This window comes from Anoxybacillus gonensis (genome assembly GCF_001187595.1).
GTDB lineage: Bacteria > Bacillota > Bacilli > Bacillales > Anoxybacillaceae > Anoxybacillus > Anoxybacillus gonensis.
This window is the reverse complement of record NZ_CP012152.1, coordinates 298,421-325,244: the sequence shown is the minus strand read 5'-3', so window position 1 is coordinate 325,244 and position 26,824 is coordinate 298,421. Positions and strand designations below refer to the sequence as shown.

General features: G+C 41.2%; 28 protein-coding genes. 14 read left to right on the top strand and 14 right to left on the bottom strand.

Annotated features, from left to right (window positions below):
• Nucleotide 1: 1 nt before the first annotated feature.
• Nucleotides 2-472: a low molecular weight protein-tyrosine-phosphatase gene (locus AFK25_RS01755; protein ID WP_009360825.1), complete on the bottom strand. Its 471-nt coding sequence runs from the start codon at nucleotides 470-472 to the stop codon at nucleotides 2-4.
• 70 nt (nucleotides 473-542) lie between these two features.
• Here AFK25_RS01755 and AFK25_RS01750 point away from each other — a divergent pair, with 70 nt between their 5' ends.
• The gene (locus tag AFK25_RS01750) at nucleotides 543-761 is read left to right on the top strand and encodes a DUF1128 domain-containing protein (RefSeq protein WP_019418581.1); all 219 of its coding nucleotides are present in this window, start codon (nucleotides 543-545) and stop codon (nucleotides 759-761) included.
• Here the strand turns inward: AFK25_RS01750 and AFK25_RS01745 are convergent.
• Nucleotides 756-1,733, bottom strand: a complete 978-nt coding sequence (locus tag AFK25_RS01745; protein WP_035063960.1) for an HD-GYP domain-containing protein — start codon at nucleotides 1,731-1,733, stop codon at nucleotides 756-758. The two genes, AFK25_RS01750 and AFK25_RS01745, sit on opposite strands and share 6 nt — an antisense overlap.
• A 183-nt stretch (nucleotides 1,734-1,916) precedes the next feature.
• Between AFK25_RS01745 and AFK25_RS01740 the strand changes: the two genes are divergently transcribed.
• Genes AFK25_RS01740 through AFK25_RS01710 form a run of 7 tightly spaced genes read left to right on the top strand, consistent with a single transcriptional unit; the run spans nucleotide 1,917 to nucleotide 7,390 of the window.
• The gene (locus AFK25_RS01740) at nucleotides 1,917-2,624 is read left to right on the top strand and encodes a phosphoadenylyl-sulfate reductase (RefSeq protein WP_009360822.1); all 708 of its coding nucleotides are present in this window, start codon (nucleotides 1,917-1,919) and stop codon (nucleotides 2,622-2,624) included.
• Nucleotides 2,625-2,637: 13 nt separating this feature from the next.
• A complete protein-coding gene (locus AFK25_RS01735; protein ID WP_081957625.1) occupies nucleotides 2,638-3,684 on the top strand; it encodes a sulfate permease in 1,047 nt (348 codons plus the stop codon).
• A gap of 44 nt (nucleotides 3,685-3,728) precedes the next feature.
• On the top strand, nucleotides 3,729-4,808 hold the full coding sequence (gene sat / locus AFK25_RS01730) for a sulfate adenylyltransferase (RefSeq protein ID WP_035063958.1): 1,080 nt from the start codon (nucleotides 3,729-3,731) through the stop codon (nucleotides 4,806-4,808).
• Nucleotides 4,805-5,392 carry an adenylyl-sulfate kinase gene (cysC, locus tag AFK25_RS01725; protein ID WP_035063956.1) on the top strand — a complete coding sequence of 196 codons (588 nt, stop codon included), beginning with the start codon at nucleotides 4,805-4,807 and terminating at the stop codon, nucleotides 5,390-5,392. Before sat ends, cysC begins: the two co-directional genes overlap by 4 nt.
• 9 nt (nucleotides 5,393-5,401) lie before the next feature.
• On the top strand, nucleotides 5,402-6,175 hold the full coding sequence (gene cobA / locus AFK25_RS01720) for a uroporphyrinogen-III C-methyltransferase (protein WP_035063954.1): 774 nt from the start codon (nucleotides 5,402-5,404) through the stop codon (nucleotides 6,173-6,175).
• Between the two features lie 4 nt (nucleotides 6,176-6,179).
• Entirely contained in the window at nucleotides 6,180-6,887 is a 708-nt protein-coding gene (locus AFK25_RS01715) for a sirohydrochlorin chelatase (protein WP_035063952.1), read from the top strand.
• Nucleotides 6,888-6,892: 5 nt separating this feature from the next.
• Entirely contained in the window at nucleotides 6,893-7,390 is a 498-nt protein-coding gene (locus AFK25_RS01710) for an NAD(P)-dependent oxidoreductase (protein ID WP_019418587.1), read from the top strand.
• A 25-nt stretch (nucleotides 7,391-7,415) separates the two neighbouring features.
• Here AFK25_RS01710 and AFK25_RS01705 read toward each other — a convergent pair whose 3' ends face one another.
• A complete protein-coding gene (locus AFK25_RS01705; RefSeq protein ID WP_035063950.1) occupies nucleotides 7,416-8,156 on the bottom strand; it encodes a DUF4397 domain-containing protein in 741 nt (246 codons plus the stop codon).
• Nucleotides 8,157-8,259: 103 nt separating this feature from the next.
• On the opposite strand from AFK25_RS01705, the gene AFK25_RS01700 reads away from it, so the two are divergent.
• Nucleotides 8,260-8,538, top strand: a complete 279-nt coding sequence (locus AFK25_RS01700; RefSeq protein WP_009360814.1) for an acylphosphatase — start codon at nucleotides 8,260-8,262, stop codon at nucleotides 8,536-8,538.
• Nucleotides 8,539-8,554: 16 nt separating this feature from the next.
• Here the strand turns inward: AFK25_RS01700 and AFK25_RS01695 are convergent, their stop codons facing one another.
• The 4 genes from AFK25_RS01695 to AFK25_RS01680 form a co-directional block, all read right to left on the bottom strand.
• Nucleotides 8,555-8,701 (bottom strand): FeoB-associated Cys-rich membrane protein, encoded by a 147-nt coding sequence (locus AFK25_RS01695; protein WP_035063948.1) that lies wholly within the window; start codon nucleotides 8,699-8,701, stop codon nucleotides 8,555-8,557.
• 14 nt (nucleotides 8,702-8,715) lie between these two features.
• Nucleotides 8,716-10,719 carry a ferrous iron transport protein B gene (gene feoB / locus AFK25_RS01690; protein WP_035063945.1) on the bottom strand — a complete coding sequence of 668 codons (2,004 nt, stop codon included), beginning with the start codon at nucleotides 10,717-10,719 and terminating at the stop codon, nucleotides 8,716-8,718.
• Nucleotides 10,716-10,946 carry a FeoA family protein gene (locus AFK25_RS01685; RefSeq protein ID WP_009360812.1) on the bottom strand — a complete coding sequence of 77 codons (231 nt, stop codon included), beginning with the start codon at nucleotides 10,944-10,946 and terminating at the stop codon, nucleotides 10,716-10,718. The genes feoB and AFK25_RS01685 overlap by 4 nt, the downstream gene beginning before the upstream one ends.
• A gap of 98 nt (nucleotides 10,947-11,044) precedes the next feature.
• On the bottom strand, nucleotides 11,045-11,761 hold the full coding sequence (locus AFK25_RS01680) for an arginase family protein (protein WP_035063944.1): 717 nt from the start codon (nucleotides 11,759-11,761) through the stop codon (nucleotides 11,045-11,047).
• A 178-nt stretch (nucleotides 11,762-11,939) separates the two neighbouring features.
• On the opposite strand from AFK25_RS01680, the gene cdr reads away from it, so the two are divergent.
• Nucleotides 11,940-14,378, top strand: coding sequence for a CoA-disulfide reductase (gene cdr / locus AFK25_RS01675; protein ID WP_035063943.1), 2,439 nt, complete (start codon nucleotides 11,940-11,942; stop codon nucleotides 14,376-14,378).
• A gap of 127 nt (nucleotides 14,379-14,505) precedes the next feature.
• Here cdr and AFK25_RS01670 read toward each other — a convergent pair whose 3' ends face one another.
• The gene (locus tag AFK25_RS01670; RefSeq protein WP_019418593.1) at nucleotides 14,506-15,195 is read right to left on the bottom strand and encodes a TerC family protein; all 690 of its coding nucleotides are present in this window, start codon (nucleotides 15,193-15,195) and stop codon (nucleotides 14,506-14,508) included.
• A gap of 225 nt (nucleotides 15,196-15,420) precedes the next feature.
• On the opposite strand from AFK25_RS01670, the gene AFK25_RS01665 reads away from it, so the two are divergent.
• The 3 genes from AFK25_RS01665 (at nucleotide 15,421) to AFK25_RS01655 (ending at nucleotide 20,084) form a co-directional block, all read left to right on the top strand.
• Nucleotides 15,421-15,870, top strand: coding sequence for a C40 family peptidase (locus AFK25_RS01665; RefSeq protein ID WP_009360808.1), 450 nt, complete (start codon nucleotides 15,421-15,423; stop codon nucleotides 15,868-15,870).
• 171 nt (nucleotides 15,871-16,041) lie between these two features.
• Entirely contained in the window at nucleotides 16,042-18,168 is a 2,127-nt protein-coding gene (locus tag AFK25_RS01660; protein ID WP_035063941.1) for a putative bifunctional diguanylate cyclase/phosphodiesterase, read from the top strand.
• Between the two features lie 17 nt (nucleotides 18,169-18,185).
• Nucleotides 18,186-20,084 (top strand): protoglobin domain-containing protein, encoded by a 1,899-nt coding sequence (locus AFK25_RS01655; RefSeq protein ID WP_019418596.1) that lies wholly within the window; start codon nucleotides 18,186-18,188, stop codon nucleotides 20,082-20,084.
• Nucleotides 20,085-20,130: 46 nt separating this feature from the next.
• On the opposite strand, the gene AFK25_RS01650 is transcribed toward AFK25_RS01655, so the two are convergent.
• Nucleotides 20,131-21,612, bottom strand: coding sequence for a methyl-accepting chemotaxis protein (locus AFK25_RS01650; protein ID WP_035063937.1), 1,482 nt, complete (start codon nucleotides 21,610-21,612; stop codon nucleotides 20,131-20,133).
• A gap of 120 nt (nucleotides 21,613-21,732) precedes the next feature.
• Complete coding sequence (locus AFK25_RS01645; protein WP_033383632.1) at nucleotides 21,733-22,818, bottom strand: nitric oxide synthase oxygenase; 1,086 nt, start codon at nucleotides 22,816-22,818, stop codon at nucleotides 21,733-21,735.
• Between the two features lie 202 nt (nucleotides 22,819-23,020).
• On the opposite strand from AFK25_RS01645, the gene AFK25_RS01640 reads away from it, so the two are divergent.
• Complete coding sequence (locus AFK25_RS01640; RefSeq protein WP_035063931.1) at nucleotides 23,021-23,251, top strand: hypothetical protein; 231 nt, start codon at nucleotides 23,021-23,023, stop codon at nucleotides 23,249-23,251.
• Nucleotides 23,252-23,270: 19 nt separating this feature from the next.
• On the opposite strand, the gene AFK25_RS01635 is transcribed toward AFK25_RS01640, so the two are convergent.
• The 4 genes from AFK25_RS01635 to AFK25_RS01620 all read right to left on the bottom strand — a co-directional run bounded on the left by AFK25_RS01635 (nucleotide 23,271) and on the right by AFK25_RS01620 (nucleotide 26,776).
• Nucleotides 23,271-24,434 carry an immunoglobulin-like domain-containing protein gene (locus AFK25_RS01635; protein ID WP_035063927.1) on the bottom strand — a complete coding sequence of 388 codons (1,164 nt, stop codon included), beginning with the start codon at nucleotides 24,432-24,434 and terminating at the stop codon, nucleotides 23,271-23,273.
• On the bottom strand, nucleotides 24,421-24,906 hold the full coding sequence (locus AFK25_RS01630; protein WP_035063924.1) for a sigma-70 family RNA polymerase sigma factor: 486 nt from the start codon (nucleotides 24,904-24,906) through the stop codon (nucleotides 24,421-24,423). Before AFK25_RS01630 ends, AFK25_RS01635 begins: the two co-directional genes overlap by 14 nt.
• 152 nt (nucleotides 24,907-25,058) lie before the next feature.
• On the bottom strand, nucleotides 25,059-26,108 hold the full coding sequence (locus tag AFK25_RS01625) for a sensor histidine kinase (protein WP_035063921.1): 1,050 nt from the start codon (nucleotides 26,106-26,108) through the stop codon (nucleotides 25,059-25,061).
• Complete coding sequence (locus tag AFK25_RS01620; protein ID WP_035063918.1) at nucleotides 26,105-26,776, bottom strand: response regulator transcription factor; 672 nt, start codon at nucleotides 26,774-26,776, stop codon at nucleotides 26,105-26,107. The genes AFK25_RS01625 and AFK25_RS01620 overlap by 4 nt, the downstream gene beginning before the upstream one ends.
• Nucleotides 26,777-26,824: the final 48 nt, after the last annotated feature.

Sequence of the window (26,824 nt, the reverse complement as noted above, 5' to 3'; positions counted from 1 at the left end):
CTTACAATGAATGATCTCTTTTCACGCGCTCTAATATATGTTTACACCCTTCTTCGACTAATTCGTACACTTCTTCAAAATTTCCTGTAAAGTACGGGTCTGGAACATCGTCTACGCGACGGTTTGGCACAAAGTCCATAAAGCGAGCAATCACCGCACGACAATCATCGCCGACAAGACGGCGAAGATGAGCGATATTATCGCTATCCATGCCAATAATATAATCAAATGTATGAAAGTCTTCTTTTGTAACTTGTCGTGCTTTCAATCCTGTAAAATCAATTTGTTTTTCTGTTAAAATGCGCTGTGTGCCATGATGAGGTGGTTTACCGATATGCCAGTTTCCCGTTCCTGCTGAATCAACAGAAATGACGTGATCAAGTCCTTCTTGCTTCACAAGATGTCGAAATACCGCCTCCGCCATCGGAGAACGACAAATGTTTCCTAAACAAACAAATAACACACGAATCATTTTATTTCACCTCTCAAAGTAGAATGAATAGTTAAACAATGATACAATGAACACAATCATGTATGAAAGGATGACAATTGTGCGTTTATCAGTTGAACAAATGATTGAGCAAATCAAAGAAAAATTAAAAGTATTAAATTTTGATGCGATTAAACCAGATCATTTCGATGAGCAACTATATGATGAATTAAAAGATATATACGATATGGTGATGAAAAAGCCATCGTTTAGCCCGAGCGAAATGCAAGCGATCGCTGAAGAGCTCGGAAATTTACGCAAAAAATTATAAAATCGCCTGTCCAACGATTAGAAGCGACGGATGATCCGCGAGCGCAATTTCTTCATGTGTATCCGTGTACCGTACGTACGGACGTTGCATATGTTCAACAATTTTTGTAACGATTGCGTTTCTTCCGTCGCTCATTTTGACCATTGTTCCCGGCAAATAGGCAGGAATCGTGTCAACAAAAAGCCGCACAAGCTGCTGGCTATACCGAATACCGCTTCGCGCCATAATAATCTCAAGCGCTTCGTGCGGCGGCACAAATTCAGCGGAAATTAAATTTTCGTATTCATTGGCAATAGCGCAAATTTGGGCGTACAAATGAATATTCGTTTCTTTTAATCCGCGCGGTGTACCTGAGCCGTCTGCATGTTCGTGATGTTGATACGCCATATGTGCACATAATAAACTAAGTTCTCGCTCTTTTCGTAAATATTCAAATCCCTTTACGGTATGATGCGCTTCTCCTTCAATTTCTTTTCCGATGTCATGAAACAACGAACCAAGCGCGACATCGCGCAACTGTAAATCGTTCAAATGTAGCTTCTTCCCTAATTGCAATGACAATAATGCGACATTCACAGCATGAGCATAAGGCTGTGCTTCCATTTCAAGCGATGTCGCCGGAATGACCGCTAACACTTTTCTTTTTTTCACTTCATCAACGAGCTTTACCGCTAGTTTAAACAACGAACGAAGCGGCAATTGTTCCCGCTTTCGTACTGCATCAAACGATTGTTGAACAACTTCAATCGCATCCATCCATGATGGCATATCGAGCAACTCTTCTAAAGTAATGCCTTCAGACACCGAATCTTCAACAAATACGTAGCGAATATCCATTTGTTTCAAACGTTCTACATATTTAGGATGAATTTTTCTTCCTGCTGCTAACAATACACGACGATGGCGATCATAAATCGGACGTGCCAATTCCATCGTTCGCTCATCGTATTCTTCTAATAAAATGAGCCGCAAACATATTCCACTCCCTTCAACATCTCCCATACAAACAGTATAATCATGTTTTTTTTCGTTTGCCATGACGTTTTTTAAAAAATAAATTCCGATAGAAAAACTAGGATTGACATATGAATGAATTATGTTAAAATTTAAAACAATCAAACAGAAAGGGCGACGAATACGAAAGGGAGATGAGATATGATTACGTATGAAACGTGGGATGAAGTTCAAAAACCAACTTTTCCAATCGATAATAACGAAAAAGGAGCATTACATGTGCTTTCATGGGCGTATGCCCATTATGGTGACGATCTTTTGTATGCGTGCAGTTTTGGCATTGAAGGCATCGTGCTCATTGATCTGATCTCTCAAGTGAAGGATGATGCTCACATTGTGTTTCTCGATACACATTTACATTTTCCTGAAACATACGAAACGATTGAACGAGTCAAACGAGCATACCCGCGCTTGCGCATTCATTTGCAAACACCGTCTGTATCACTTGCAGAACAAGAGAAACAATTCGGTGCAGAACTTTGGAAAAGAGACCCGAACAAATGCTGTGAACTAAGAAAAATTATTCCGCTACGAGAAGCGATGACAGGAAAAAAAGCGTGGATTTCAGGGCTGCGCCGTGAACAATCGCCAACACGACAACATGTTGAATTTATTAATCGCGATAAAAAGTTTCAAAACATTAAAGTTTGTCCGCTCATTTACTGGACGTGGAAAGACGTATGGCGCTATGTGCATCGCCACAATCTCTCTTACAATCCGCTTCATGACCGCGGATATCCGAGCATCGGTTGTGCCCCGTGTACAGCCCCTGCTTATACAGAAGAAGATTTACGTTCTGGTCGATGGGCTGGGCTAGGAAAAACAGAATGCGGCTTGCACGAATCATAAAGGGGGGAGTGATTTGGTCATCGTTGCTTTTATGATTGCTTTTTTCTTTGCGATGAACATTGGGGGAAGCGGAGCCGCCGCGACCATGGGAGCTGCTTACGGTTCTGGCACATTGCCAAATAAACGAATCGCTTTACTCATATGCGCCATCGCCATTTTCCTCGGCAGTTTAAGCGGAGGAGAAGTTGTGAAAACGATCGGCTCTGGCCTCGTTCCTCCATCCATTTTACAAACAGAGCTTGTTGTCATCGTCTTAGCAGCGGCAACGATTTCGTTATTTGCGGCCAACGTGCTCGGCATTCCGCTATCGACAAGCGAAATTACAGTCGGGGCGGTTGTTGGGGCAGGTATTGCGTATCAAAGCGTATATGTGAGCAAGCTCATATGGATTGTATCGTTTTGGCTCATTACACCGCTTGCTGCGTTTTCTTTCGCTTTTTTCATTAGCAAATGGCTAAAAGGAAAAACCGTCAAACAAAACAAATGGATCGGCTTTTTGCTTATTATTGCTGGATTTTTCGAGGCGTTTTCAGCCGGAATGAACAATGTCGCCAACGCGGTCGGTCCTCTCGTTGGAGCAGGTTTACTATCCGTCCAACACGGGATCATTTTCGGCGGGTTATTCGTTGCCCTTGGAGCGCTTTTGCTCGGTAGCCGCGTATTAGAAACGAACGGAAAAAAAATTACAACGTTCTCTCAGATCGAAGGATGCGTTATTTCAGGAATCGGAGCAACGCTCGTCATCGTTTCATCTCTTTTTGGTCTTCCCGTTCCACTGACACAAATTACGACATCAGCCATTATCGGTATCGGCACAACAAAAAGCGGCTTTTCCATTTGGCAAAAGCAAATTGTCATTCAAGTGCTAAAAGTGTGGGTTGTCTCGCCTATTTTTGCATTAGCTGTTTCATATAGTTTAATTAAATTATTGCTTCATAGCGACGTCTATACAGCTATTGCGATTGTGAGCGTTTGTTTCGCCACACTTGGAACGATTAGCTTAAAAAAAACGATCACAGAGGAACGCCGCTCGTTTCACGAACATGGTGGCGGCATTTAAACCTAGTTATTTTATAAGAATAATAAGTTTAGGAGGTATTGAACATGAAACAAATCGTATTAAGTAAAGCGGAGTTAAGTGACCTTGAATTACTGGCCATCGGCGGATATGAACCGCTCACTGGCTTTTTAGGAAAAGATGATTATGAGTCGGTTGTCGAAACGATGCGGCTTACAAATGGAGCGGTATGGAGCATCCCCATTACGCTTGCAGTAACAGAACAACAAGCGAAACAACTATCGCTCGGAGAAGAAGTCGAACTCGTGTATGACCGAACGGTGTATGGCACCATGGAAGTGCAACATATATATCGCCCAGACAAGCGAAAAGAAGCGCATCTTGTATACCAAACAGAAGACGCGGCACACCCTGGCGTAAAAAAATTATTTGAAAAACCGGATATATATATCGGTGGACCTGTGAAGCTTGTGCGTCAAACAGATAAAGGAATTTTTTCGCCATTCTTTTTTACACCAAAAGAAACAAAGCAACGGTTTGCGGAACTTGGCTGGAAAACAGTCGTCGGGTTTCAAACGCGCAATCCCGTTCATCGCGCCCATGAATACATTCAAAAATGTGCACTTGAAATCGTCGACGGTCTTTATTTAAATCCGCTCGTTGGCGAAACGAAAGAAGATGACATTCCTGCAGACATTCGTTTAAAAAGCTATCAAGTATTACTTGAACATTATTATCCAAAAGATCGCGTCTTTCTCGGTGTATTTACAGCTGCAATGCGCTATGCAGGTCCACGTGAAGCCATTTTTCATGCGCTCGTACGTAAAAATTTTGGTTGCACCCACTTTATCGTCGGCCGTGACCATGCGGGAGTTGGCAATTATTATGGCACGTATGATGCTCAAAAAATTTTCTTGCAGTTTACAAACGAAGAGCTAGGCATTACCCCTCTCTTTTTCGAACATAGCTTTTACTGCACAAAATGTGAAGCGATGGCGTCAACGAAAACGTGCCCGCACGATGCAACCGCTCATGTCGTTCTGTCTGGAACAAAAGTACGGGAAATGTTGCGCGCTGGTGAAATGCCACCAAGCACATTCAGTCGCCCAGAAGTTGTGAGCGTGCTGATGGATGGTTTACAAACAGTCGGAGGTGGCCGTTCATGAATATCGTTTGGCATCAAGAAAGTGTAACAAAAGAAGATCGACGAAAAAAAAATAAACACCATAGCTTCGTTCTTTGGTTTACAGGGTTGTCAGGGTCTGGGAAGTCCACATTAGCTAACGCGGTCGCGAAAACATTATTTGAAAAAAACATTCAATGTTACGTGCTTGATGGCGATAACGTGCGTCACGGCTTAAATAGCGATTTAGGTTTTTCTGCCGAAGATCGTACAGAAAACATTCGCCGCATTGGTGAAGTAGCAAAATTGTTCGTAGACAGTGGACAAATCGTGCTGACTGCCTTTATTTCTCCGTTCCGTCAAGATCGTCAACTCGTTCGCAGCAAGCTCGAGCAAGATGAATTTATCGAAATTTATGTTCATTGTCCGCTTGAAACATGTGAGCAACGCGATCCAAAAGGACTGTATAAAAAAGCACGAAATGGAGAAATTCGCGACTTTACCGGCATTGATTCACCATATGAGCCACCGCTTTCGCCAGAACTCGTCGTCGATACGGATCAATATTCAATTGAACAATGCGTTCAACAAATCATTTCCTATCTAAAAAATAAACAGTGGATTTAGGAGGAGACAATGGGGAAAGTATATTTAGTCGGCGCTGGTCCTGGGGATCCTGAGCTCATTACAGTAAAAGGATTAAAATGTATTCAACAAGCAGATGTGATTTTATACGACCGCCTCATTAACGAACAGCTACTGTCGTACGCCAAGCGCGATGCTGATTTGATTTATTGCGGAAAGTTACCAAATTACCATACAATGAAACAAGAGACAATTAATCATTTTTTAGTGAAGCATGCAAAAAAAGGGAAATTTGTCACGAGATTGAAAGGCGGCGATCCTTTTCTATTCGGACGTGGTGGTGAAGAAGCGCAAGCACTTATGAAACATCGCATTCCGTTTGAAATCGTTCCCGGAGTGACATCTGGCATTGCCGTTCCAGCATATGCAGGAATTCCTGTCACTCATCGCGATTTTAGCGGAAGCGTTGCATTTGTCACAGGTCATCGCCGACTCGATGCAACGGATGCGGTACAATGGGAACATTTAGCAAAAGGAGTTGATACGCTCGTCATTTATATGGGCGTGAAACATCTCCCTTTCATTTGTAAACAATTACAGTTTTACGGCAGACATCCACAAACTCCTGTTGCCGTCATCCAATGGGGAACGCTTCCCGAACAAAAAACGATCGTAGCGACGTTACATACGATTGTAGAAGCGGTAAAAAAACAATCCATCTCGAACCCGAGCATCATTATTGTCGGGGAAGTCGTTCGCCTACATGAACAACTGCAATGGTTTGAAACAATGTTAGAAGAAAAAATTGCACATGGAATGAGGTAGACGTATGCAAGCTGTTTTATATATTTGTCACGGAAGTCGTTCCATAGAAGGACAAAAAGAGGCGGTCGCTTTCGTCGAGCGCCTCTCTTCTTCCATTTCAATCCCCATTCAACATATATGCTTTTTAGAATTATGTGAACCGAATATTGTCACAGGGGTAGAACGTTGCGTTCATGATGGAGCAACTGCCATTTTAGCCATTCCGCTTTTACTATTGTCGGCTAACCACGCAAAACGCGACATTCCATATGAATTAGAACAAGCAAAAAAGATGTTTCCCGCTGTCACGATGACGTATGGAAAACCGTTCGGCGTACAACGTCGTATCGTTTCTGCCATATCAAATACACTCGAACCTGCTGATGCGATCGTGCTCGTTGGCCGTGGAAGCAGCGATATAGACGCGCAAGCTGATTTCAAACAAATTGCTCATCTATTGCAACAAGAAACAAACATCCCCGTCTATCCGTGTTATTTAGCAGCTGCTTCTCCTTCTTTTTCTGACGTTGTCACTTCGCTTGCCAAAACAGCGAAGCACAGACGAGTGGCCGTTGTGCCATACATTTTATTTTTCGGACAGCTGCTTGACTATATTCATGAAACGCTTCAAGCACAACAAACGAGCGACGTATCGTTTACATTATATCCTCCGATTCGGACGTATGACGTATTAGATCGTCTCGTTGAACAACAAGTCAAAGAATGGAGGTAGGGCATATGTTTCCTCTTTTCATACGAATGGCAGGGAAAAAAGTGGTCATTGCCGGTGGCGGACAAATTGCGTATCGCCGCCTCCTCCCTCTTCTTGATGAAGGGGCTTGCATTACCGTCATTAGCCCAAAAGCGATCGACGCCATTGTTCATTTAGCCGAACAAAAGCGAATTACGTGGCATGCACGTTCAATTGAACCGAGCGACTATGCCGATGCTTTTTTCATTATTGCCGCAACGAATGATCCAAACATCAATGAACAAATCGCTACCTATGCATCCCCAAATCAACTTGTCAACGTAGCGAGCAACCATCTTTTCGGCAACGTTCATGTACCTGCCTTTTTTTCACGTGGAAAATTACAAATTGCTATTACAACAGGGGGAGCAAGCCCTACACTTGCAAAACAAATCAAAAAACAACTTGAACAACAATTCGATGAATCGATCGCTCAACATCTCGAAACATTATACGAACAACGCCAAAAGCGAAAAGAGCCTTGATCATTCCGATCAATGCTCTCTCTGTTTATGACTCTAATACTAACACCTGTAATGAAGGAGTGCGGGATACGTAACCGACGGCAACGACCGTATAAGACTTATTTGGTTGGAAGCGCACATTGGGAATCGATAAAACGACTTGATTTGTCCCTGCCACCCGCACATCGACATGCAATTTTTCGTTGACTGGCGCCTCAATATAATTCGTCACCTTTCCAAACGAAGCATTTTGGAACAACACATCCCCACCACGTAGCGCAATATCTACCGCTGGCGCATCGGGCGAGAAATGAGCAAAACGCACTTTCGCTTTTCCGTACGGTGCATATGGTTCATCGAGAATAGAAAGAAGTTGCAAGTGATGTACGTCACCAATGACCGCAAGCGTATACGCCATTTTTGGCAAAACTTGAATGGTTTGACTTAGAACCGGAGACGTCGTATGTCCTGCTGGATACACGTCGATGCGATGCTCTCCTTTTGGCACTTTCATATATTGACTTAGTTGTTTATATTTCATATTGCGCAATATTTTTTGTCCATTCACGTATACGTCAACTGCAGGGGCATTCGGTGAAGCGTGAAACAGACGAATGCGTCCATCATCATCCACTCGCTCTTCCTCGCGTGACTTCGCAAGTTTTTCTACATACTCCATATGTTTTCGCATATACTTTTCATATTGATCATGATCTCTATATTGATAGTAGCGCGCTAATAAGTCGTACATCACTGCTTTTTGAATGTAACGATCTATCTCGTTCACAACAGTTCCTCCTCATTCATCTTTTTACGTATTCAACGTATGCAATACAAGGTAGACTGTTGTATGATTTTTATAGAAAATTTTTAGCGAAGGAGATAAACAGATGATCGTTCGTTATTCCGTTGTTGCGCACGGTCGCGTACAAGGTGTAGGTTTTCGTTACTTTGCCCAATATGAAGCAAGAAGGCGGGGTTTAACTGGTTGGGTAAAAAATTGTGAAGCCGACCATATGATCGAAATGGAAGTTCAAGGCGAGACAGAGCGAGTAGAAGCATTTGTTGATGAAATAAAAAAAGGACCACCGTTTGCACGTGTCGAACGAGTAGAACAATACGCCATTCCTACCGTCCCTCACGAAACGACCTTTCGCATCATCTATTGAAAAAAGCTGACGGAAGTCAGCTTTTTTCATGACAATTTGTGCCGCATGATCCTTTGACTGAGCAAGCAGCGCATGTGCCACGTTTACTTTTTTGAATAAAGCGGAAAATTGTCCATCCTGCATATCCGAAAATGACAGATCCGATGACAACACTTGCGATCATGTATATCCCTTCCTTTAGAAGCCGAATAAGCTTCCGACTTGGTAAATGACAAACGAAACGATATAGGCTAAAACTAGCGCATAACCAATCGAAAACATCGTCCATTTTCGCGAACGTGTTTCTTTATAAATCGTCGCAACAGTTGCTAAACATGGAACATATAATAAAACAAATACCATAAAACTAAATGCAGATAGAGCAGTAAAGTGCGATGCCATGAGTCCTTGAAGCGATTCGACATCCGGCACGTGATAAATAATGTTCATCGTCGACACAACGACTTCTTTTGCTAAAAATCCGGTTAATAACGCGGCACCAGCTTGCCACGTACCAAATCCAAGCGGAGCAAGTAACGGCGCAAGCACACCACCAATCATCGCTAAAAAGCTGTCGTCCATATTTACATTTACACCATGTGGCCCGACATAAGATAAGAGCCAAATAGCAACGGAACCACCAAAAATGAACGTCCCTGCTTTTCTCACAAATCCTTTTCCTTTATCCCACGTACTGCGCCATAATGCTTGCCACTGAGGCATACGATATGGTGGCAATTCAACGACGAATACGGATGCTTCTTCTTTTAAGATCGTTAATGAAAATAGCTTAGCGAGTATAAGAGCAAGTGAGACGCCAAGAACGTATAACGAAAGAACGACAATCGCTTGATGTGCGGCAAAAAACGCACCGACAAATAAAGCATATACAGGCAAACGTGCCGAACAAGACATCAGTGGTGTTAACAACATCGTCACAAGCCGTTCGCGCGGTTGTTCAATCGTCCGTGCTGCCATGACGCCAGGAACATTACAACCAAATCCAATAATAAGTGGAATAAATGCTTTTCCGTTTAATCCGACCGCTTCCATTAATCGATCCATGACAAGCGCTACACGCGCCATATATCCCGAATCTTCTAAAAACGAAATAAAGAAAAACAAAATGAAAATTTGTGGCACGAATACAAACACGCCGCCTACTCCTGCGATAATGCCATCGACGATAAGCGAACGAATAAATTCAGAAGCCCCGATGGCTTCCAACATCGCTGTGACCACATTCGTCAACGGACCAGCGAAAAATGCGTCAAGCAAATCGGAAAGCGGTGCTCCGAGCCAGTCGAATGTAAGTTGAAATAAAATATACATCGCCAATAAAAAAAGCGGAATACCGACATATTTATTTGTTACAACAGCATCAATTCGATCCGTTAGCGTCACCCGTCCGATTTCTTTGCGCTGTACGGATTGTTCAATGATTTCTTTTACAAATGAACGGCGCCGTTCATAAATGAGCTGTGCAGGTGGCATTTGCTCTGTTTGTTGCACTTCTTTTTCTGCTTGTTCATACAATGAGCGCCATGTTGCTTCTGGCAATTTTTTCGCTACATAATCACGAACATAGCTATTCCCTTCATAAAACTGAATAGCTAACCAACGGACAGGGAATTTCTCCTCCGTTCCCCATGCGGCACGAAAGCGCTCAATTGCTCGTTCCATCGTTCCACCATAAAAAAGAGTAAGAGGCTCTGTTTGCTCTGTTGCTTTTTCAAGCAACAAATGCTCTACTTGATCACATCCCTTCCCTGTGCGAGCAATGACAGGAACAACTGGCACGCGCAACGCTGCTGCCAATTTTTCTTGATCAATGAGTATCCCGCGTCTTTCTGCTACATCGACCATATTTAAAGCAATCGCTAGTGGTTTACCGAATTCTAGTAGTTGAACAGTTAACAATAAATTCCGTTCTAGTTGTGAGGCATCGACGATATTTAAAATTTCATCGAACGACTCCGTCAATAAAAATTGCGTCACCACTCGTTCATCACGGGAAAGTGGATGAAGTGAATATACGCCAGGCAAATCAATCATTTTTGCTTGTTTATTTCGCAAAACACCCACTTTTTTTTCAACGGTCACGCCGCTCCAGTTTCCAACATATTCGTACGTGCCGGTTAACTGATTAAACAATGATGTTTTTCCTGTATTTGGATTACCCACAAGCGCAATATGCATCATAACGGCTTCACCTGAATGTTCATTGCTTCATTGCGACGAATGCCGACGCATTGTCCGCAATTTTCAATCATAAATGGGCCACCAAGTGGCATCGTACATTTTAAACAAATTTCCGCCCCTTCCGTGACCCCCATGTCTAGCAATCTTCTTTTTACTAAATCGCTTACTCGCGATAAATCAACAATTTTTGCACGTTCCCCAACTCGTAATTGCGTCATCGCAACCATACATAATCCCCCAATTAATAATGATAACCTTTTTCAATATCCATTATAGTACGCAAGGCGGAAAACATCTATCCTTTTTTTATTGTGTTCACAAAATGTTACGACGCAGATGATATCGGCATATGTTTGAAACATGCGCGTATAATCGCTTCATTTGCTTGCTCATTTTTTACACAAAATGTTCGATCCTCACCGCATACATCAACACCGAGCACATGCTTGTACCGGAAAAGATAGTCGATGTAAGTCAAAAGCATCTGCAACGACATCGTCCCTTGGTCCCAGTTTGTTTGTGCATCTTGTGGGCGAAGCACATCTTTATCTATGCTAATGTACACATGTTTTGTCGGAATGGCGCGCACAATCGTCATTGGCGCATACATCACATCATTTTTTGGAAAAGTCGTGACATGTGAAGATACGTACGAAGTTGCTGAACCGATCATGACAACGTGTTTTAATGTCGGAACATGTTTTTGAGCATATGATACCCATGAGCCACATGACAGAAGCGGAAACAGCGTTTGTTCGTTCATGTCTGTATGATGATCAAACAATACGAGTGTAAACAGCTCATGAAACTGCTTAAGCAATACGTATGAAACATAATGATAGTTGCCGCTTCCGATCAACGTCACCCCTCTCGTATGGCGACGTGCAATTCTTTTTTCAATCTCTTTTATTGCATCATCATCACAATATAAATTTGTTCCTTCGATGTCATACATATCGATCCATTCATGAGGAAAACGGAGAAGATTTCGTTGCCACGTATACGTGTTGTCGAAGTTTAAAAACGTTACACTTGGATGCATACTTTCCCCACCCTTGTGCAAGTTTTTTCTTCAACCAAATTATACAAATATCTCTATCACCAATACAACGATGTTCTTTGGTGAAAACATTCACATATTCGTCACAAACAAATACTAATACCCCTTCATCTATAATTTTTATTGTGATACAATTCACAATGTAAGGAGGTTGATCAATATGAGCAAAAAAATTGTCATTGTTGGTGGTGTAGCTGGTGGCGCAACAACAGCGGCTCGTCTACGCCGTTTAGATGAACAAGCAGAAATCGTGATGTTTGAACGTGGAGAATATATTTCGTTTGCAAACTGTGGTCTTCCATATTATATCGGCGGTGCTATCGCAGAGCGTGATGCTTTGCTCGTTCAAACGGTTGAAGGCATGGCGGAAAAATTTCATCTCGACATCCGCATTCAAAGTGAAGTGATTGCGATCAACCGCGAACGTAAAACGGTAACTGTGAAACATTTACCAACAGGTGAAACGTACGAAGAAAGTTATGACTATCTCGTTTTATCACCTGGAGCAAGCCCGATCAAACCAAACATTCCAGGCATAGAAGAAGCAAGCGACTTATTTACATTGCGCAACATTCCAGATACAGATCGAATCAAATCATATGTAGATGAAAAGAAACCGAAAAAAGCTGTCGTCATCGGTGGCGGTTTTATCGGTATAGAAATGGCAGAAAACTTATGGGAGCGCGGCATAGACGTAACGCTCGTTGAAATGGCAAAACAAATTATGGCACCCGTTGACTATGAAATGGCGGCGATTCTTCACCAACATATAAAAGATAAAGGCGTTCGTCTCATTTTAGAAGATGGCGTTGCATCATTTGAGCAAAAAGGAAAAATCGTTCGCTTACAAAGTGGAACAACGATCGAAACGGACATGATCGTCTTAGCCATTGGCGTAAAACCAGAAAATGAATTAGCCAAACAAGCAGGACTAACTATTGGCGAACGGGGTGGCATTCAAGTCAATGAATATTTACAAACGTCTGATCCATCCATCTATGCGATTGGTGATGCGATTGAGGTGATTGACTATATTAACGGCAAGCCGACTCACATTCCGCTCGCATGGCCAGCAAACCGCCAAGGTCGAATCGTTGCCGACCATATTTATGGCCGGAACGTACGTTACAACGGAACGCTTGGCACAGCGATTGCAAAAGTATTTGATATGACGGTTGCGGCAACAGGAAACAACGAAAAAACGCTACAACGTCTCGGCATCGCATATGAAGTTTTACACATCCATCCAAATTCACACGCAAGCTATTATCCAGGTGCATTTCCAATCGCCCTAAAATTATTGTTCGATCGCAAAACCGGTCGCATATTCGGTGCTCAAGCGGTCGGTTACGATGGGGTGGATAAACGAATTGATGTCATTGCAACAGCAATCAAAGGTGGAATGACAGTATTCGATTTACCAGATTTAGAATTAGCTTACGCACCGCCATATTCATCGGCTAAAGACCCAGTCAATATGGCAGGGTACGTTGCATCAAATATGATTGAAAACATGGTCGAAACAATTCAATGGCATGAAGTCAATCAATTAGTGAAAAACGGAGCATGCCTCGTGGACGTTCGTGAAGAAATGGAACGCGACATGGGATTTATTCCGGGCTCAATCAACATTCCGCTCGGGCAATTACGCAAACGACTTCACGAGCTACCAAAAGATGAAACGATCTACGTTTATTGCCAAGTAGGATTACGCGGTTATTTAGCAGCACGCATATTAACTCAACATGGCTTCCGCGTGAAAAACTTAGATGGCGGATATAAAACATATGCCGCTGTTTACAACGAATATGAAGCACATCAAGCAGAGAAAAAAGAAAAACAAGTGGAGCGTGTCGATGTCATGAATGTTCAAGCGACAACAACATTAGATGCATGCGGACTTCAATGCCCTGGCCCAATTATGAAAGTATATCAAACAATGGAACAGCTAAAAGATGGCGACGTATTAGAAGTAAAAGCAACGGACCCAGGATTTGCTCGCGACATTCAATCATGGTGTAAAAAAACAGGGAACACGTTACTAAAAACTACGTTCGAAAATAAAATGTTTATCGCCTATATTCAAAAAGGAACGACAGCACCGACTCCATCTATAAAAGAAACGAAAAAAGACGGGGCAACGATCGTTGTGTTTAGCGGAGATTTAGATAAAGCGATTGCATCGTTTATTATCGCATCTGGTGCGGCGGCAATGGGCAAAAAAGTAACGATGTTCTTTACATTCTGGGGACTAAATATTTTACGGAAAAAAGACGCTCCTCCGGTACAAAAAGATATGCTTGAGAAAATGTTCGGCATGATGATGCCAAAAGGTGTTCATGACCTCCCATTATCAAAAATGAACATGGCAGGCATGGGACCAAAAATGATTCAATACGTCATGGAAAAGAAACATGTAGACGACATTGAAACATTAATGAAAAATGCCATGGCCGCAGGTGTCAAACTTGTCGCTTGCTCGATGTCAATGGACATTATGGGCATTAAAAAAGAGGAATTAATTGATGGAATCGAAGTGGGCGGTGTCGCAACATATTTAGGTGATGCAGAAGAAGCAGGCTTAAACTTATTTATTTAAAAAAATCGGGCTATCTCGCAATCGAGATAGCCCTTTCAAGTATATTCACAGGGGGATCGGGGGAATACACTTAGCATTATTCATTATGACCGTTCTTTTTTGTTTTATACATATGTTCATAAAATTTTTATGCGATTTTTCGTTTATCTATTTTTTTATTTTTTACATATCCTGCTAGTAAAATAGAAGCTGTCACCATAATAAGAAATACGAGCGATTGCGAACCGTGCGGAAAAGCAATCCATTTTTTGATTTGTTCATCCTTTAATAACATCTCCCCTGCGGTCCACGCTAAAATACCTGATCCAACATACGGAATCCATTTATATTTCTCCATCGCCAACACAATCGCCTTCGACCCAAAAATCATAATCGGAATACTGATTGCGACACCGAAAGCGATCATACCAATATGCCCCCCTGATGCTCCGGCAATCGCCACAACATTATCTAAGCTCATGACAGCATCGGCTACAATAATCGTCCAAATCGCTTTCCATAAACGGTCGGCCGCTTGCACATTCGCTTCTTCTTCCTCATTCACAAGCACTTTATACGCAATCCAAAGCAACAATAATCCCCCAATAAAATGAACAAACGGAATTTGCAATAAAAAGACGATAATGGCCGCAAACAATATGCGCAAAATGACCGCGCCAGCAGTACCGAATAAAATAGCCCGATTGCGTTGTTTTTCCGGCAATCGCCGTGTAGCCATCGCAATGACAATCGCATTGTCTCCAGATAGAATAATGTCAATCGCAATAATTTTTAACAAAGCGACAATCGCTTCTGAAGAAATCATCCAATCACCCATTTAAGTTCCCCTTCTTCAATATATTTCTCCCCTATCTTATCGCGAAGCTCGTCTACATTCAACTTTTCTATTCCGACATATATGTTAAATTCTCTCTTTATTTTTACAAAAACCGACCGTTGTAATGTATTTGTAACATAATTTAATGGCTATGTAACAATTTTTCGACATCTTTTTTGCTATAATGTATTCGTCGACGGAACAAGTCTTTTGGAGGTTCAAGCAATGAAAAAGTCTCTAGCCACTGCCGCTCTCTTCATGTTACTAAGTTTCACTTTTTTTGCAAACCCTTTCAAAACAGAAGCTGCGTTTTCGGCAAATACGCTCATCGCTGAAGCGCATAAAGTGATTGGTACACCGTATCGTGCAGGAGGAACGACACCAAAAGGGTTTGATTGCTCTGGTTTTGTTAGCTATACATACAAAAAAGTAGGCGTTTCGCTTCCTCGTTCTTCAGGAGCGATGTATGGAGTCGGAAAGCCTGTTTCCCTCAAACAATTAGCACCGGGGGATTTGCTGTTTTTTAAAACATCGAAACATAAAGGGATTTCTCACGTTGCAATCTATATTGGCAACGGACGTATGATCCATTCTACATCGTCAAAAGGGGTCAAAATAGACTCTATTCATCAATCTTATTGGAAACAACGTTTTGTTGGAGCAAAACGTTTATAAAGCGAAGGCAAGCACTTCATGCCGAACGTCTTTTCGACGCGAAGTGCTTGCTCTCGACAACAAAGCAGGGGGACTCTCCCTGCTTTTTTTTTCATTATTTTTTCATTTCCTCTCCTATTTTTCCGATATATAATGTATGTAACATGGGGATGATGGAGGGACATAACATCGATGACAAAAAAAGAGAAATGGTCAATAATGGTGATCTCGTTGGCCTTCATTTGTTTCATTGCCATTTTGCTGTTTAGTTCAGCGCTAACAATGACATTTAAACAAAATCACTTTTTATCGCTTCATACATTGCTTGAGTTTTTCAGCATTACAGTTGCGATGGCTATTGCATTTCAAGGATGGATTTCGTTTCCGCAAGCGTTATCGCGCCGTCGATTGCGCATTGCGACAACTTTTTTAGCCGTCGGCTGCCTCGATTTATTGCATGCGCTTACATATAAAGAAATGCCGGGCATTGTGTTTGCGGATAGTTCCGTTCAACTTGCAACTTCTTTTTGGCTAGCTGCTCGGCTCACACAAGCAGTCTTTTTATTGCTCGCTTTTTTACTTCCTGATGGACCGATTCAACAAAACGAGAAGCTGCTCGGTTTCTTTGTTCCTTTACTATATGTAGGAATTGTGTCAATGAGTATCGTTCATTTTGCAGATTCCTTGCCACCGCTTGTCGTTGAAGGACTAGGAACAACTCCACTAAAAAACGGAGTAGAGTACGTCGTCACAACATTACACATCATCACGATCGTTTTACTCATTCGACACTATAAAGAAAAACGGCTAGCGCCAACGCTTGATGTCATCATCGGTTTCGTCTTTTTATTTTTAAGCGAGCTTATTTTTACGTTATATCGTCACGTTTATGATGTGTTAAATGTATTCGGACACGTATATAAAGTGATCGGCTTTTCTTATTTTTTACGCGGGTTATATTTAGCATCGTTTAAAGAACCGTTTCAAGCAAGAGAACGCGCCGAGCAAGCGCTCGCTAAAAGTAGAGAACAACTGAGAAAACAAGCTTTATTTGATGAGCTAACAAATTTACCAAATCGCCGCTATTTTATTGATACACTTCGTGAACGCTTAAAAATAGCGAAAGAAAAAAACGAAACTGTGGCGCTTTTTTTTCTTGATTTAGATAACTTTAAAAACATTAACGACTCACTTGGTCACGCGGCTGGCGATCTTTTGTTGCAATTGGTGGCGAAACGATTAAGCCATTTGCACGATCATTTTGTCGCTCGCCTTGGGGGCGATGAATTTGCGGTCATTGTTGCTGATGTTCCTTCATTTGAACAAGTGGCACAACAAATGATTGATATACTTGGTGAACCTTTTTTCATTCGTCAAAAAGAATTATTTATTACAACAAGTCTCGGCGTGAGCGTATACCCAACAGATGGGGAAGATGAAATGACTTTGATTCAACATGCGGATATGGCAATGTACGAGGCAAAGAAAAAAGGAAAAAATCAATGGGCGATGTACGATCCAACGTTTGAACAAGAGCGCATCCGCAAATCACTCATTCGCCAACGATTACACGTCGCTTTAGAGCAACGTGCCATTGCTGTATATTATCAACCAATTATCGACATGAAAAAAAATCAACTGGTTGGAATGGAAGCGCTCGCTCGCTGGAACGATGAAGAACTTGGCTTCGTTCCACCAAATGAATTTATTAGCATCGCCGAAGAGGATGGTTTTATTATTCCGCTTGGAGAATATATTTTCCAAACAGCTGTTTTTGATTTAAAACGACTACATGAACAAGGCATGACTCACGTATACGTCAGCATTAACTTATCGCTCCGTCAATTAAAAAACGAGCAATTTCTTTCTTTTGTACAACAATTATTAGAGAAAACGAGTTTACAGCCAAACCATATTGAATTAGAAATTACAGAAAACATTGCGTTAAGCGATGAAAAGCAAGTCATCGAAACGATTCGTGCACTAAAACAAATAGGAATTCGTATCGCAATTGACGATTTCGGTAGCGGTTATTCATCAATCGGTTATTTGCGCCATATTTCTGTCGATACACTTAAAATTGACAAATCGTTTATTTTCGAAGTCATTACAAACGAACATACTGCAAAATTAACCGAAGCCATTATTGCACTTGCCCATCGCTTACATTTGCATATTGTCGCTGAAGGAGTAGAAACAGATCAACACGTTTCATTTTTACAATCAACTCATTGCGACAAAGTGCAAGGCTATTTCTTTAGCCCGCCTGTTCCGTTTGAAAAAGTTGTGAAACAAGTTCAAATTGCTCATATACAATAAAGGGGAGAATTTGGGGGATGAAACATATACAAGTAACAGACAAAAAGCGACTTCAACAGCTACGTTATACAGGAGTAACAGAAGAAAAGCTACAATCCATTTACAATCATCGCAATGTATTACAACCGTTAGTCAAAGGGATTGTGGAAGATTTATATAAAGAGATATTATCTATCCCTTCTTTGCGCAAGTTAATTGAAGAACATTCGACATTAAGACGATTGAAAAAAACACAAATCACATATTTGAATGAATGTTTTGCAGGAATCATTGATGATGCGTATATTCAAAAGCGATACAATATCGGGAAAGTGCACTCCGAAATCGGACTGGATTTAAAATGGTATTTAGCTACGTATACAAAATATATCGAAATTATTTATAAACATATCTCTCCCATTTTGTCGGATGAAACGATCAACGTTTTATTAGCGATCCATGCATTATTTTCATTTGACATGCAGCTTACCCTTGAAGCATATGAAATGGCTGAAATCGAAAAAGCGGCTCATCCACTTCGCTATGAGTTGCACAAACTACAGCAAGTGAACGGATTTACAGAACAAGATTTGCAACATCTTGATCAATTTAGCGGCTATATTTCGTTTCGTGTCGATGCAATTATGGACGCATTTCGTCAATCGTTTTCCCAACGGCTATGGGAAGAGTATTCATACAGCTTTTTTGAACGTGAGAAGTTTTTTCATTATGTTAAAAACTTTTTGTTGCAATTTTTCCAAGAAAAAATTTACTATGACACCGAAGCATACTTTCGCATCATTCGCGACTGGAGTCGATTAATTATCGATCAAAAATATCATGAAAGCTTTTTCCATATTACAACCGAGTCCATTTGTGAAGCGATAAAAAAGGTGTTTTTAACAAAAGAATATTTGCATGACCCACATGTCGTTCAATATATTCACTCGTTCGAGCGATTTACGAAATTTACACTTTCAATTATGCAAGAAATTATTCGACCATACTTATTTTTACGCGATTTCGATTTTCTTGATATTTATGCCTACGAAATTAGCACAATTGATTTTGGTCGTATTACGTGGATTGATGAAAAAACGAAACGATTGTTGCAACACATCGGCATAGAGGGAGAGCATCCGATTGGACGTCGTTGTTACGAGTTATTCCATCAACGTACCGTCCCTTGTTCAGGCTGTCCAGCGCTGGAAGAAAAGTCCGAACCAATGCTTGCCACATTTGAAAACGAAAGTGGGCCCCATTATTATAAGGTTCGGCTTTTGCCACAAAATAAAATTTTTGAGTTAGCTCGTGCCCTTCTCGTCATTCAAGATGTCACAAAAGAGGCAAAAGTGATGTTTGATACGCTTGAACGATTGCTTCAACTAGCTGAATATCGCGATGATGATACGAAAAATCATGTGCATCGCATCGGTATTCTTTCCAGCATGCTTGCTCGTCTTGCTGGATGTGACGAACAATTTGTGGCTGATATTCAAATTGCAGCGAAATTTCATGACATCGGAAAAGTTGGTATCCCTGATTACATCTTAAACAAACCAGGAAAATTGACAAAAGAAGAATGGGAATCGATGAAGACGCACGTGCTCATCGGCCATCAAATTTTAGCTAATCTCGATTTACCTGTCATTCAAATGGCCGCAAACATTGCACAAACCCACCATGAATGGTGGAATGGACAAGGATATCCAAACGGATTAAAAGGAGAAGAAATTCCGCTAGAAGGACGAATTGTCGCCATTGTTGATGTATTCGATGCCTTGTTGTCTAAACGCATTTACAAGGACGCTTTTCCTCCAGAAAAAGTAAAAGAGATTTTACTTGATGGTCGTGGAAAACAATTCGATCCGAGATTGATTGACTTATTCATTACAATGTGGAACGATTTTCTCGAAACAAGGGAAAAGCTATCATAAATTTCATTAAAGAAGCACCCCTAAGTGATCTAGGGGTGCTGTTCTCCTATACCATTTGTTGTTGAATGATTGCGGCACGATGGGCAGTTTCTGTCACATATGCCGCCATTTTTTCATTCGCATCTTTTAAGTGTTCTACTGTTGCACTTACTTCTTCAAGCGCTGCACTCGATTGTTGAATGAAAACAGAAAAATCGCTAATCGAACGATCCATTTTTTCTCCTTGTTTCTCTAACTTCTCGCTAATGATAAAAAAGTGAGAAAGTTGTTCTTGCAAATAAGTTAACGACTGATACAATCGTTCAAAATATACATTCACTTCATCCGTCAATGATTCATTTTTCGTTAATTGTTCACTCGTTTCATCCATCCGTTCTAACAGCTCATTGTTACTTTCGTTTACTTCTACCAAATTACAAACGATTTGTTGTGTCGTTTCTTCCGTTAATACGGCCAACTTTCGAATTTCTTCTGCAACGACCGCAAATCCTTTCCCATACTCCCCTGCTCGCGCTGCTTCAATTGTTGCATTTAATGCTAATAAATTCGTTTGATTTGTAATTTGTTTAATTTGTTTCGTTAACTCATTTGTATTTGCAATTTTACTCGTTAATGCATTTAATGTCGTTCTCGTCGCATGAATCGTCTCATGGAACTTTGCTGTATGTGTTAGTAAAAGATGCATCTTTTGTATACCAGCCTGCGCCATTTCACTTGATTGTGCTGAATGTTCCTTTAATTGTTTAGAAGTTTCGTAAATTCGTTCACTCATCGTTTTCGCTTCTGCTACTTCATCATGAATATCAATGACTTGTTCACTTTGTGCTTGACCTGCCACCGCAGCTTGCCGAATCGCTTCTTTCATTTCTTCTTGCGATTGTACATTTTGAAGTACCTTTTGATGAATATGCTCTACATTTTCAATAATGCACCTTAATTGTTGTTCAAGTTCATACCTTTTTGCGCTTTGCTTTTCTTTTTCATCATGCGTCTGTCCGACATGTTCAACAAGTTGATGAAACTGCTTACGGCTTAAATACAATAAAACAGAAAGTGCGATACCGATCATGACATAAACGATAAAAACAGTATGCCCAGTTTTTTGAAACACGTGTTGAAATGGAGAAGGGACAAGTGCACTAACAACTAAAATAATCGTTCCGAGCAACATTCCCGTTATAAACAACACGCGATACAAATGTAACACCGACAACACGACTAAACAAAAAGCGAGAGCGATTGTCCCTAAACTTCCCCCTGTCGTAAACAAGCTGCCTAACGTCGCAGAAAATAATATAAAAATAATAAAGTACGGATATATGTGCTCATGCTTTTTTATTTTTTTTAACACGATATAAACGAGCACATTAAGTAGAAGACTTCCTCCATAAATGGAAATCTTATCTAATTTCTCCCCGATCAAAATAAGTCCAATCAAGCCTGTTAACGCACTAAACGTATAAATGAGAAACAGAAAAAAGTTTTTCTTCCTCATTTCTTCCATTTTGAGTTGCTCAATAAAATCCAATCAAGCCTCCCCCTTTTTCCTTTTTTCTATAACTATATCAAAAAAATAAGAAGATAGTAAATATTATTCTGAAAATTAGGAATATATTCTTACAAAAAACACCGCGTGAATAGCGCGGTGTCATTCATAAGGACGTTGTTGGTAAAAATAATTCGGTTTTACAATTGTATTATCATAATATTGGTGAAAAATGTGCGTCGTCGCTGGGGAAAGCGGAGGAATGAGCCACGTCCAACTGCCCGTTACTTTCCTTCCTGCTTCTTGTTCTTGTTGTTCAAAACGCTTAAACTGCTGAGCGGCTGTATGGTGATCAACAATGCTTACTCCTGCTTTTTTATACGAATATAAAACGGCTATATTTAATTCAACAAGCGCTTGATCTTTCCATAGTGTGCTATTTCTCGATGTATCAAGGCCCATGCATGAAGCAATTTTCGGAAGCATATTATATCGGTAATCATCCGCGAAATTGCGCGCACCAATTTCTGTCCCCATGTACCAACCATTAAACGGGGCGGCCGTATACTGTATCCCACCGATCTCTAAACACATATCTGAAATAATCGGCACAGCGTACCATTTTAACTGTAAATCATGGAACCACGCAAACTTCGGATGTTCAATTGGCACTTCAAGTACAATATCTTTCGGAATCGGAAACAACTTCGGCTCGCGACCATCTACTTGGATGACGAGAGGTAAAATATCAAAATGCGTCCGTTCTCCTCTCCATCCTAACTGCTCGCATGCTTTCGTAAACGAAACGGATGAGGAATCTCCAATGATTCCATGCTCTGTTTCATAACCGGCATAACGAATTAACTGATGATTCCAAATGCGAACACGTTCAGGACGAAAAATAGTAATAGTCGGACGAATTTTCCCCTCGTTTGTCGCAAAAGCAATGTGATGGAATAGCCACTCTGCAATATCTTCTTCTCTCTCTACCGCACGTGCATCAAACACATGAAGCGTTTGCCAAAATAAACGTCCGATACAACGATTGCTGTTGCGCCATGCCATGCGCGCCCCATGTTCAAGCTCTTCATACGTATGTTCATACGTTCCCGTTTGTTCAATTTCTCGCTTCACTTGTTGCAACCGCTCATATATTTCATCATCGTTTTTTCCTAGTTCTGTATAACATAACGTGATAAATTGTTCTGCCTCTGTCCATAATGCTGTCAACGTTAGTCCCCCCGCCATCTTGTCTGTTTATACAATACACCATCTAGCAACAAAATCACAACAAAGAGTATATTCCACCTCTTGAGCCTATTGTGTATAATAAAATACAGGAAACAGTCTTTATCCGCATTACCACACATTCTAAACACCTCTTCCTAGCACCGTACATGCCTGTCACCTGTTTCCCTTTCTACACTTCTAAACGAAAGGAGGTCCACTCATGGAGCATACGTTGCGACAAATTTTGGACAAGCTTAACAAAATGGAAGCTAACATGGCGACGAGGCAAGACTTTACGCTTGTCCAGCAAGCCGTGCTCGAAACAAATGAAATCGTCAAAAAACTAGAAAGTAAAATTGACAGTCATGAAAAGCTTTTAACTCTTCTTTCGCATCGTTCACTCGAGCATGAAGCAGCTATTTCTAGCATTCGTTTCCTTTTAGCAAAATAAACGAGGGGACTCCCCTCGTTTATTCAATGTGACTTAACACATATTCGTCTCCTTTTCGAACGATGACGACATAAAATACATTTATTTGTTCATTGGTACGCGCATTCATCACAGTCACTTTCACTTTGACTTCCTCTTTTTTACTTGCTTCATTCGGTTCCCAATAAACGATCGATGGCTCAACGTTCACTCGTTCTCTATTTAAAAACAATACTTTCGGTCCTTCATATCCTTCCATGCCTTCGATCTGTCCGCTATCAGGTGGCATTGATTCAGCAATGATTTGTTCATCAGACGATACAGGCTGCTCCGCTTCATAAATCGTTAACGCATCATCAGCCATTTTGTCCGTAAATAGCGTTCCATCACTTGCTTCCATCGAAAAATTCACTTGTTCTTTTCCTTCATACATTGGGTATATATGCAACCCTTGACGGTTCGTTCTCGTTAAAACAAGTCCGTTATGACTACTATAAACAGAAAAGTGGCGATCTTTTTCACATGCTAGTTTCACATCTTTCGTTTCGCTCGTCTCAATCGGTTTTGCTTCCATATACGTTTGAAAGTTCGACAACTTTTGATCAGCGACGTCAAATTCAATATAACCGATGAAATGAGCTGTATCCGCATAATACGTACGCACGATGCGATATTTTCCATTTTCCAACGGTTGATTTAACAACGAAAAATCAATAACATCCTTCACCGTTTGTCCTTTTTCAACTAATGCTAAAACTTCAATCACTGCGATATTATTCGTTAACGTCGTCTGTAACCATGTCTGTTTTTTGTTATCGTATCGTTCAATTGTATATGCATATCCGAACGAAATGACACCATCGCTTTTATTTGTTACAGAGAAATGGAGCTTTTGTTTGTTTGAATCATACGTGACGTCATGAATAGTTACATACGAATCAGTCACTTCCATTTTCACCATATCCCCTCCTTTCTCTTGTTCCATCATCATGTCCATTTTTTCTTGCGTTTCTTCTTTAGCAGGTGGATACAAACTAACAGCTAATAATACACTCGCAGCAACTAAAGTCATATAAGCTGGTCGAAACGACTTTCGCTTCCGTTCTTTTTCTCTTTTTTCAATCCGCTCAATGACTTTATTTTTCAATTCTTCCGTCACGACAATGTGCTCCATCTCTTTTTTATATCGCTCACGCAAAATCATACTCCCCTTTCAGTTTGTTTTTTAACATTTCTCTCGCACGGGCTAACAGTGAACGAACCGTACTTTCTCGCTTTTTCAACAACTCGGCAATTTCTTTCGTTTGATACCCTTCATAGTAAAATAAATGCACGACCTCTCGATATTTTGTCGGGAGCGATGTGACGGCTGACATGACTTCGAAGTCATCGTTGGCATCAACATTAGGAGAATGCAACCATTCTTCATATACATCAACCTTTCGATACGCAAACCATTTTAATTTGTTTTTACATACATTTGCAGTAACGCGAATCAACCATGCCTTCATATGCTCTTCGCTTTGTATCCGATCCATATGTTCGTATAGTTTAATAAACACATCTTGAAAGACATCTTCTGCATCGTGTTCATTCCTCATATACATATACGCGAGGCGTAACACCATATTCCCATATTCATCCATAGCACGCTGGATTTGCTCTTTTGTGCACAAAGAAACGACCTCCTTTCACTTCATATACAACTGAATAAATAAAAATGTTGCAACGGATCTACACTTTTTATTTTTTAAGTATACAAAAAGACAGCGAGTGATTCGCTCGCTGTCTTTAAACTAAAAAATGCAAAATATCTTTTAACCTAAACCTAAAGTGGCAGGCGAACAATAAATTTTGTCCCTTGTCCTAATTGGCTTCGGACAGAAATGTTTCCTCGGTGCATCTTGACAATCTTGTCTGCAATGGCTAGCCCTAGCCCGCTGCCACCAGCGGCACGGTTACGCGATTTATCCGCTTTATAAAAGCGTTCAAAAATACGTGGCTGATCTTCCTCGGCAATGCCTGGGCCATTGTCTGAAACGGTAACAATGGCGTTGTTGTCTTGTTGCTGAAGCTGAACCGTAATCGTTCCACCGGTTGGCGTAAACTTTATCGCATTATGAAGTAAGTTCAACCACACTTGGCTCAGCAAATCTTCATCTGCGGTAATAACTACTTTCTCAAGTGTTACACACATCTCTATTTCTTTTTCCATCCACTGCGGCTCACAATGGAGAATGAGCGATTGTAATTGTGTATCTAGGCGATAGGAGACCGGTTGGAATGGGTATCGCTCGGAGTCTAACATCGCCAAACGCAACAAATTATCGCTCAACTTTGACAGCCGGATGCACTCCGTTTCAATAATGTCGAGATAATGTATTCGCTGTTCGTAAGGCAAATTTTCGTTTTTTAACGCCCGAGCAAACCCACGAATCGAAGTAAGCGGCGAACCAATTTCGTGTGAGACATTTGAGATAAATTCTTGCCGCATTTCTTCCATCGCCCGCAAATTCGCCGCCATATCGTTCAGCCCTTCGACTAGTTCTGTAAATGGGTGATTTCGTTCGCCCCAGTCCGCACGGAGGTTTACGTGAAAATCTCCTTTCGCGATTCGATTGATCGCATCCATCAAGTGTTTCCAGAACACTCTTTCCCGCTTTCTTATAAAAGGTCCGACGATGCTCATACTAATGCCAAATAAAAAAAAGCCCGAGATGGATGTGATGATTTGTCGAACTAACGGCTGCGGCTGCCAGGCAAATCGGGCATACATCGCTTCTGTAATAAAATATGTGGCAATCCAAAAGAGGCTAATCATCGCCATCACAGCAATGACCGTCAACACGGACTTGAGCACAAACGAAAGCCGCTTCATTTGCATACCTCCAACCGATAGCCTAGCCCCCGAATCGTCCGAATGATAAATACGTGGCAATCAGCGAACCGCTCGCGTAGCCGCTTAATATGCACATCGACCGTTCGTTCGTCCCCTTCGTAATCATAGCCCCAAATTTGTTCAATGAGTTCATCGCGAGTAAACGTTTTTCCAGGGTAGCTAGCGAGCTTAAAAAGTAATTCGAACTCTTTTGGAGGCAAGGAAATCTCTTCGTCTCCTAAACGGCATGCGTACGTCTGGCGATTTAACAATAAATCACCCATTTGCACCGTTTGCGACGTCGCAATTCGGTATCGTTTGAGCAGCGCTTTGACCCTCGCGACAAGCTCGAGCGGGTCAAACGGTTTAACAAGATAATCATCTGCCCCTAGCTCAAATCCTTTTACTTTTTGCGACGTTTCCCCTTTAGCCGTCAACATTAAAATTGGCACATCGTCATATTGGCGAAGTTCGCGGCATAACTCCCATCCATCCATTTCGGGCATCATAATATCCAATACGACTAAATCGACTTTGACCTTTTCCAATACCGCGAGCGCTTCTTTTCCAGTTGCTGCTTCGTATATCTCAAACCCTTCAAGGCTTAAAAAATGCCCGACAAGCTCGCGAATATGTGCGTCATCATCGACAATTAACACTTGCGGCATTCTTATCCCCTTTCTTTTCCAAATATATCTTCATTGTAGCGCATTTTG

Excerpts from the sequence above, each read along its gene's own strand:
- AFK25_RS01695 (WP_035063948.1), bottom strand. The coding sequence starts at position 8,701 with ATGATCGCAAGTGTTGTCATCGGATCTGTCATTTTCGGATATGCAGGA.
- AFK25_RS01640 (WP_035063931.1), top strand. The coding sequence starts at position 23,021 with ATGGAGCATACGTTGCGACAAATTTTGGACAAGCTTAACAAAATGGAA.
- AFK25_RS01715 (WP_035063952.1), top strand. The coding sequence starts at position 6,180 with ATGCAAGCTGTTTTATATATTTGTCACGGAAGTCGTTCCATAGAAGGA.
- AFK25_RS01645 (WP_033383632.1), bottom strand. The coding sequence starts at position 22,818 with ATGGCGGGGGGACTAACGTTGACAGCATTATGGACAGAGGCAGAACAA.
- AFK25_RS01665 (WP_009360808.1), top strand. The coding sequence starts at position 15,421 with ATGAAAAAGTCTCTAGCCACTGCCGCTCTCTTCATGTTACTAAGTTTC.
- AFK25_RS01670 (WP_019418593.1), bottom strand. The coding sequence starts at position 15,195 with ATGGGTGATTGGATGATTTCTTCAGAAGCGATTGTCGCTTTGTTAAAA.
- AFK25_RS01660 (WP_035063941.1), top strand. The coding sequence starts at position 16,042 with ATGACAAAAAAAGAGAAATGGTCAATAATGGTGATCTCGTTGGCCTTC.
- AFK25_RS01755 (WP_009360825.1), bottom strand. The coding sequence starts at position 472 with ATGATTCGTGTGTTATTTGTTTGTTTAGGAAACATTTGTCGTTCTCCG.
- AFK25_RS01685 (WP_009360812.1), bottom strand. The coding sequence starts at position 10,946 with ATGGTTGCGATGACGCAATTACGAGTTGGGGAACGTGCAAAAATTGTT.
- AFK25_RS01655 (WP_019418596.1), top strand. The coding sequence starts at position 18,186 with ATGAAACATATACAAGTAACAGACAAAAAGCGACTTCAACAGCTACGT.
- AFK25_RS01620 (WP_035063918.1), bottom strand. The coding sequence starts at position 26,776 with ATGCCGCAAGTGTTAATTGTCGATGATGACGCACATATTCGCGAGCTT.
- sat (WP_035063958.1), top strand. The coding sequence starts at position 3,729 with ATGAAACAAATCGTATTAAGTAAAGCGGAGTTAAGTGACCTTGAATTA.
- AFK25_RS01680 (WP_035063944.1), bottom strand. The coding sequence starts at position 11,761 with ATGCATCCAAGTGTAACGTTTTTAAACTTCGACAACACGTATACGTGG.
- AFK25_RS01740 (WP_009360822.1), top strand. The coding sequence starts at position 1,917 with ATGATTACGTATGAAACGTGGGATGAAGTTCAAAAACCAACTTTTCCA.
- cysC (WP_035063956.1), top strand. The coding sequence starts at position 4,805 with ATGAATATCGTTTGGCATCAAGAAAGTGTAACAAAAGAAGATCGACGA.
- AFK25_RS01700 (WP_009360814.1), top strand. The coding sequence starts at position 8,260 with ATGATCGTTCGTTATTCCGTTGTTGCGCACGGTCGCGTACAAGGTGTA.
- feoB (WP_035063945.1), bottom strand. The coding sequence starts at position 10,719 with ATGATGCATATTGCGCTTGTGGGTAATCCAAATACAGGAAAAACATCA.
- AFK25_RS01750 (WP_019418581.1), top strand. The coding sequence starts at position 543 with ATGACAATTGTGCGTTTATCAGTTGAACAAATGATTGAGCAAATCAAA.
- AFK25_RS01635 (WP_035063927.1), bottom strand. The coding sequence starts at position 24,434 with ATGATTTTGCGTGAGCGATATAAAAAAGAGATGGAGCACATTGTCGTG.
- cobA (WP_035063954.1), top strand. The coding sequence starts at position 5,402 with ATGGGGAAAGTATATTTAGTCGGCGCTGGTCCTGGGGATCCTGAGCTC.
- cdr (WP_035063943.1), top strand. The coding sequence starts at position 11,940 with ATGAGCAAAAAAATTGTCATTGTTGGTGGTGTAGCTGGTGGCGCAACA.
- AFK25_RS01625 (WP_035063921.1), bottom strand. The coding sequence starts at position 26,108 with ATGAAGCGGCTTTCGTTTGTGCTCAAGTCCGTGTTGACGGTCATTGCT.
- AFK25_RS01710 (WP_019418587.1), top strand. The coding sequence starts at position 6,893 with ATGTTTCCTCTTTTCATACGAATGGCAGGGAAAAAAGTGGTCATTGCC.